This is a genomic window from Paracoccus haeundaensis, from assembly GCF_006239215.1.
Lineage (GTDB): Bacteria > Pseudomonadota > Alphaproteobacteria > Rhodobacterales > Rhodobacteraceae > Paracoccus > Paracoccus marcusii.
The window spans coordinates 148,944-155,572 of sequence record NZ_VDDC01000011.1 but is presented as its reverse complement, the minus strand read 5'-3'; the positions used below and the strand labels follow the sequence as shown (position 1 = coordinate 155,572).

Genomic DNA, 6,629 nt, shown 5'->3' with positions numbered 1-6,629 from the left:
CATAACACCCGCACAGAAACTGAAAATGGCTGCGTGAGTTCTACGACCAAACCCCGTTAAAACGGGGAGGATTACCCGCAGGAGGACGATCGGAAATGTGCGGATCGGCGATCCATCCTTCCAATGGGTCTACGACATCCGGCGCGCCAAACCTCGCATCACGCTGCCGCCAAGCCCAAGCAGCCTGAACGGCGCAGAGGAGAGCGTCGAGATGGTCGGCGCCCGGATCGTCGCACAGGTTATCGGGGGCGATGACGTCGAAGCCGTATCGCGCTGGCGCCGCGTCACGAAGAGCATGAAGCAAACTATGGCGAGCCTGCCGCTGATCGGAATTTTGCTTGCTGCGCGTATCGTTCTTGTAGCTACGGCGACCGATAAATTGGCGGGCCAGAACGCCAGGATAGGCCTCAACGACGACACGCTGCGCATCACCGGCATGGAGGTGAGGGATGGTCACGCCTGAAGCAAGAAGACGGGGAGCACCCTCGAAGAACATCAGACCGACAGGCACGCCGTAAAGCTTCTGTGGACTGATCGAGCTCGCCTGCTTGTCGGTTGCACGACGATGCTCTTTATCGCCCGCAGCCCTGTTCTCTTTGTACGCTTCCAATGCTCCGCGAAAGCCGTCGCGGCCAAGCTGGCTCGCGTGTCGAACATATCCCTCCCAGGTCGATGGCCAGCCGGCAGTCTCGACAAAGCGGCGGGCCTGACCGAAAGGAAAATCAACTCCTGCAATCCACGGCCCGGGTTGCGCCAAAGCTGCGTTGAACGCGTCAAAGTCAGACCACTCCTCAAGGGACTGCGTGAGCAGATGATCTCCCTCTAGTGTGCACCGAAGACAAGTAATCGGCTTGCGCCGAGAGGGGCTGCTTGTGAAATCAATGCCGAGAATGTTCATGCAGAGACAGTAGCATGGACGTGTGCCAAAATCGAACTTCCTCTATCGGGCAGACGGTCAAAATCATCCTGTAACGCGAAAAACAGCCTGTGATCGTTCGGTTTGGAATACCCCACTCTGCGTAAAAGGCTAGTTTGAATAGAGCGATGCCTGCAGGTCTTGGAATGCGCCCCGCAAACGCATTCATACTTTAGGGACCACCAGAGGCGTTCGATGAAGATGTTGTCGATGCACCGGCCGTTGCCATCCATCAAGACCCGGGTGCCGACCTGCGGCCGGCCGGCGATCTGACACACGGGGCCGGAGCGGTGAAATTGGGAGGGACCCGCGCGCCCCGCGCGTGGGAGGAACCGGATTTCTCCGTGGAGGCTGACGCGCAGCGGCACCAGAGCCCGTGTTCGGATCGCCGGCCGGATGGCAGGCGGAAAAAAGAAATGAAAGATCGTCAGCGGTGCCAGAGCGAAGCGGAGGCGCGGCTGTCTCCTGGATCAGCGATCGCGGTGCCCGCGATCACCATATCTCTGAAAAGCAGCCTCTCGACTGCCAGGCAGCATCGACGCGAAGAGCCCATAGCTGTCGGTCATGACTGCCGCAGCGAATGCAGGTGCAGCACAGGTTGTCGACCGATAGTCGCCGTTCAGACAAAGCTGAGCAGAAACTACCGAGGCAAACCGGCTATAGTTCTTGATGAAGGGCCAACCTGCCAGACAAGTGACTTCTCACCTGACACTCCGCGCCCGTCTGCGCCGCTTCCACGCCTTGAACCGATTTCGCAGGGCGCGCACTCGCCCGACCTTCGGTATCAGGTCATCGCGCAGACCGGGATCGGGACGAGCCTCAAGCGCTGCAGCAAATTCATCGTCGAAGCCGTCCAATGACGCGATGGCCCTGTCGCGCACGAGCCGTGCGTCTGCCCGTCCAGTTTCCGACAGGCACCACTCGAGCGTCGATTGCAGTTCTGTATCGGTGACCTGATCCGGATCGAATACCGCGTGCCACCCCAGCTTATGCGCTTGGCTGGTCACCTTGTCGCCGGCGGAAACAGGATCGATCGCGATGGTCGGGATACCGTTTTTGAGGGCCAGCACCATGCCGTGCAGCCGTGTGGTCAGCATGACGTCCAGCCGACTGCAGATGGATTCGAACTGCGCCGCGTTCGACAGGCCGAACCGGTTCGTGGCAGCCGGAACGGACGTGTCCATCTCGATGACCGCCACGCCCGATTTCTCGATAAGTCGGCGGAGTTTTCCCTCGGCCAATGCGCCCCGGTGGCGATCGCCATACTCTCGCTGGAACCCGGTCAGGCACAGGCCGACAACGGCAACGCGAGCCGGCGCCTCGCGGAAACTCAGGTCGGCGCGGACGGTTCTGTCGCTGTCCCGCTCCAGCAGGACCTCGAACGGGTTGAAGGCCGATAATGGTTCGACCATCGTCAGGTTCACGCCAACATGCACGCAGTGCTTGAAGCGACCGAAGATGCTTTCGTGTTGCACGGCCATTGCCGGGGTAAACGGACCACATATGACGAAGAGGTGTGTGTAACGCGCGGGGTCAAGGGTAAAGCGGTTCAGCCAGGTGCTGTCGACCGACTGCCGAGCGTCAGTATAGGGCGTGACGTCATAGGCCATCCCCAATGCCTGCAACTGACGTTCCGTCTGTCGCAGGACCTCCACGTCGCCGACGGTCGAGAAATGTCCGACCAGAAGCGCGCGTTGGTTCGATTCGACCTTAGTCTGATGGTGCTCGGACATGTCACGAGAACTCCCGGAATAATCTGCTCCTGCAGGGTGGCGACCCATTCCAACAGTCATCAGTGTGGCTTCAGGTGGGGATACTGCCGCACGAAGCGTCGCATGGCACGCCGATAAAGCAGCGTTGCACGGCCGCGCGAGGACCAGACGTCCCATCGACGGTCGCGCCACGGTTTTTTCGGGCCATGATAATGCAGAATGACAGGGCGACCCGGGACCGCTCCTTCAATGGCCAATCCGGATCGGGTGATAAGATCCCGGTGCCGGCGGATGCGCCCCCAAGAGGCGTTCCACGCCGGATCGAGTTGCAGCAAATCGGTCGCGAACAGGGCATTCAGGTGATCCTGATCTCCATGCGTGCAGGCTGATGCCGCAATGACGTCTTCCATCCGTGCCAACAAAGCGGGATGCGCCCGCAGCGCATCGCAATTCAGGAGAAGGATGCCCGCATTGAAATAGTCCTCGACACGCGCCGGATCCATGAACTGCCGTATCTCCATCAGCCGTGCAGCCCGGTCCGCCGTCGTTTTCTCCGGCTCGGAAAGCCAATGCGTGATGTGATAATCACGAACCGCGCCAGCATAGGCGTCTTTCAGATCAACCTGGAACAAGGGGCCAACATCGCCCGTGACCAGCGTATCGCCGTCGATATAGAGGACATAGCCGTCGATCAGCCGCGGGATGAACAGGCGGCCCATCGTGGCCGCAGAGATGTAATCCGTCGGTCCGTGTGCACCTTCCAGGTATCCGTCGCCGATATCCTTGCAGACCAGAGTAAGACCCGTGTGTCCGGCAGTGACCGCCTCGACATTCGCCCAGTCTTCAGGCGTGAGGCCATCGCCCCAGAGGTGCAGTTCGGCAGGTCCCTGGAGGTGCTGCAGCAGGCTCCAGATGGACACGAGGGTTGGTTTCAGAAAGGTGCGGTCGGTGACGTAGACGATTTTGACCATGCGTGGCGTACCAGGCAAGCAAGGCTCCTTTTTGTTCATAGAATGTATGATGTATCTGCGGCAGCCGCCACGACGGGTGGGATCACTGCGCGTTTCAGATCGGTCTGCGGACGGCACCAGACCGCAAGTGGCCATAGCCGCCGGGGCATATCGCTACGGACCTTAAGAACCCGCCGGTTCTGGCACTCGGCTATTGAGATCATACGCGGTCCAATGCCCTGCACCGAAGGGTCTCGATAGAGACGGTCCGACTGTTATACAGGGTTTATCAGAGGATGATCCGGCGGATGAGCGGCCGGAAGAGCCACCCGGGATTGCACCGGGTCCTTGCGTCTGGCTCCTTCATAGACGGAAAAATGCCAGAAGATCAACTGTGCTGGATGACGGGCCGATAGGCTGCGGCATCATCCCGGACGTCCCTAACGGATCGACCCTGCCGCCAGTAAGGATCGCATGGCCAATTGCATTCGCAAGACAGGCCGTGACAGAGGCCATTCTTACAGGTCATGCAATTCCGACAAAGAAGGCAGAGGCAGAATGATCCAGTTTGTGCGCGACAATGCGCGGTGGTTGGCTGCGGGCTTTCTTCTGACCTTCACGTCGGCGTTCGGGCAGACGTGGTTCATCTCGCTGTTTGCAAACTTCATCAAGGATCGTCACGGTCTGACGGATGGCAGTTGGGGCGGCCTCTACACCGTTGCCACCTTGTCGGCGGCGGCGCTGATGTTCTGGCGCGGTTCACTGGCTGATACGGTGCCCCTGTCGCGGCTGGCCCCGGCCGTTACGCTGATGTTCGCCGGCGCCGCCGTCGCTCTTGCCTGGGCTCCATCGGTCGCGGTTCTGGTCGTCGCCCTCTTCCTGCTGCGGTTCTGCGGGCAGGGAATGTTCAGCCACATGGCGATGACGGCGATGGGGCGCTGGTTCGAGGCCCGCCGCGGCCAGGCCGTGTCCCTGACGAACCTGGGCCACCCTGCCGGAGAAATCTTCGTTCCCCTCCTGGTGGTGATGCTGATCGGCGGCATCGGCTGGCGCAGCACTTGGTTGGTCGTCGCCGGCGTCCTGTGCCTGATCGTGATCCCCTTGCTGCTTTTGCTGCTGACCGAGGGACGGAACCCAGTGGGACATCAGGCCCAGATTGCCCGACCCGGCCTCATGGGCCGCCAATGGCGCCGCCGGGATGCCGCGCGGCACTGGCTGCTTCCGGCTCTGCTGCCGGTGTTGCTGACACCCGGCTTCATTTCGACGGTCATCTTTTTCCACCAGGCGCATATCGCGGACGTTAAGGGGTGGACCCTGCCGGAAATGGCCCCAGGCTTTACCGCGTTCGGTGTAGCCACTGTCATCGCCGCGTTCACCTCGGGTTGGCTAGCAGACCGGTTCGGTCCTCTGCGCCTATTGCCGCTTTTGGTGGTGCCCATGGGGCTTGGCGTCGCCCTGATCGGGCCTGCCGATGAGGTGTGGGTCTGGTATGTGGCTCTTGGGGTGGTGGGCATCACCCAAGGCATGGCCAGTTCGCTCTGGGGGGTGCTGTTTCCGGTGCTCTATGGCACTGCGCATCTGGGCGCGATCCGGTCTATGGCCACCACGATCATGGTCATCTCGACTGCCATCGGGCCCGGCATCACAGGCGTCCTGATCGATGCGGGCATCGATTTTCCAACCCAAAGCCTGTTTTTGGGGCTTTGGTGCGGAGCCATCACGTTGCTCTGCCTGGGGATCAGCAGAAAACTCAAAGCGGATTTCTGACGATCCCTGCGATCAGCCGTCGCCGTCATTCGCCGATGCGAGGACCGCGCTCTGCGCCCGCGGGTTCGCACCCGGGCGGGACGATGCGACCAAGGCCAACGCCGAAGGTCGCCCCTTTGCCTGCATATTTGCAGCGGAGGTTGTATTCGCTGCGACCGTTCCGACATCTGCGCGGTTGTCAGGTCGCGGACTGCTGCCCAGGGTCAGCCACTCAGGGCGAGACTTCGCATCTTTTTCAGGCGCGCCTGCGAGACCGGCCGGACGGGCAATCGGCGCTCGGGATGCCTGAAGGACCATCCGGTGCGGCTCAGGCCGGGTCGCGGCAGAGCTGGCGGTCACCTGTGCGCGGCGTGAGACAGTCCGAACCAGGGGAGCTTGCGGAGGGGTTTCACGCACACGATCGGGAATGCGGGGAAAGTTGTCGTCCAGCAGCTTGGCAACAGTCTGATTGCGCTGCGCAGTGGAGGTTCCGCCGAAGACGGTCGCGATCAACCGCTTGTTTCCGCGTCTGGCCGAGGCGGTCAGATTGAAGCCAGCTGCGCGGGTGTATCCGGTCTTGATCCCGTCGGCCCCGTCATAGGCATCCAGGAAACGCCGATTGGTGGCCAAGACCCGCGCAATGCCTGCATCGGCAGAGCGGCGCGAGAACAGATTGTAGTATTGCGGAAAATCGTAGAACAGGTGTCGCCCCAGAATGCTCATGTCATGGGCGGTGGAGTAATGCCCCTCGCTGGTCAGGCCGTGTGCGTTGCGGAACTGGGTGTTGTTCATGCCGAGCGCGCGCGCCATCTGGGTCATCTGCCGGGTAAACGCCTCCTCCGACCCGGCCAGGTTCTCACCGATCGCTGTTGCGACGTCATTAGCCGATTTGACCGCTGCCGCGCGGATCAGATACCGCAACTCGATCTCCTGGCCGGGGCGCAGACCCAGCTTGGACGGCGGCTCGTTCGCGGCATTTCTGGAAATCTTGAACTTGCTGTCCAGCCGGACATCGCCGCGTTCGACGGCGCTGAACGTCATGTAGAGCGTCATCATCTTGGTCAAGGACGCGGGGTGCAGCCTGGTGTCTGCATTCTGCTGATAGATCGCCTCGCCTGTGCGCGCGTCCATCACATAGGCCGCGAACGGGGCCGCATTGGCCTGCGTGACCATCAGCGCCATGACGACTAGGGCCTGGCGCCACGGACGGAACGTGGATCCGAATTTCATCACTGTCATTGTCTTTCTGCTCGACGCGGACATGTCGTTTCTCGCATGCCCGTCGTTCTTCTTTTGACGCGAGCA

Annotated in this window: 4 protein-coding genes, 1 pseudogene and 1 other annotated feature; of the genes and pseudogenes, 1 reads left to right on the top strand and 4 read right to left on the bottom strand. The window is 61.2% G+C overall.

What is annotated here, in order from left to right; translation table 11 throughout:
• Positions 1-40: 40 nt before the first annotated feature.
• The 3 genes from FHD67_RS21170 to FHD67_RS07285 all read right to left on the bottom strand — a co-directional run bounded on the left by FHD67_RS21170 (position 41) and on the right by FHD67_RS07285 (position 3,617).
• The gene (locus FHD67_RS21170; protein WP_139598317.1) at positions 41-898 is read right to left on the bottom strand and encodes a DUF429 domain-containing protein; all 858 of its coding nucleotides are present in this window, start codon (positions 896-898) and stop codon (positions 41-43) included.
• A 719-nt stretch (positions 899-1,617) separates the two neighbouring features.
• Positions 1,618-2,649, bottom strand: coding sequence for a polysaccharide pyruvyl transferase family protein (locus FHD67_RS07290; RefSeq protein WP_052715231.1), 1,032 nt, complete (start codon positions 2,647-2,649; stop codon positions 1,618-1,620).
• A 59-nt stretch (positions 2,650-2,708) separates the two neighbouring features.
• Positions 2,709-3,617 carry a glycosyltransferase family 8 protein gene (locus FHD67_RS07285; protein WP_176695075.1) on the bottom strand — a complete coding sequence of 303 codons (909 nt, stop codon included), beginning with the start codon at positions 3,615-3,617 and terminating at the stop codon, positions 2,709-2,711.
• A 256-nt stretch (positions 3,618-3,873) separates the two neighbouring features.
• Positions 3,874-3,929 (bottom strand) — a sequence feature (sul1 is cis-regulatory element that is thought to sense ions involved in sulfur or methionine metabolism; They are found in Alphaproteobacteria).
• A 207-nt stretch (positions 3,930-4,136) separates the two neighbouring features.
• On the opposite strand from FHD67_RS07285, the gene FHD67_RS07280 reads away from it, so the two are divergent.
• Positions 4,137-5,345, top strand: coding sequence for an MFS transporter (locus tag FHD67_RS07280; protein WP_139598314.1), 1,209 nt, complete (start codon positions 4,137-4,139; stop codon positions 5,343-5,345).
• A gap of 369 nt (positions 5,346-5,714) precedes the next feature.
• Here the strand turns inward: FHD67_RS07280 and FHD67_RS20880 are convergent.
• Positions 5,715-6,506: pseudogene (locus FHD67_RS20880) on the bottom strand (D-alanyl-D-alanine carboxypeptidase family protein); the annotation flags it as partial.
• Between the last annotated feature and the right edge of the window lie 123 nt (positions 6,507-6,629).

Bases quoted from the DNA above. Each gene is read 5' to 3' on its own strand.
- FHD67_RS07280 (WP_139598314.1), top strand. From the start codon at position 4,137: ATGATCCAGTTTGTGCGCGACAATGCGCGGTGGTTGGCTGCGGGCTTT.
- FHD67_RS21170 (WP_139598317.1), bottom strand. From the start codon at position 898: ATGAACATTCTCGGCATTGATTTCACAAGCAGCCCCTCTCGGCGCAAG.
- FHD67_RS07290 (WP_052715231.1), bottom strand. From the start codon at position 2,649: ATGTCCGAGCACCATCAGACTAAGGTCGAATCGAACCAACGCGCGCTT.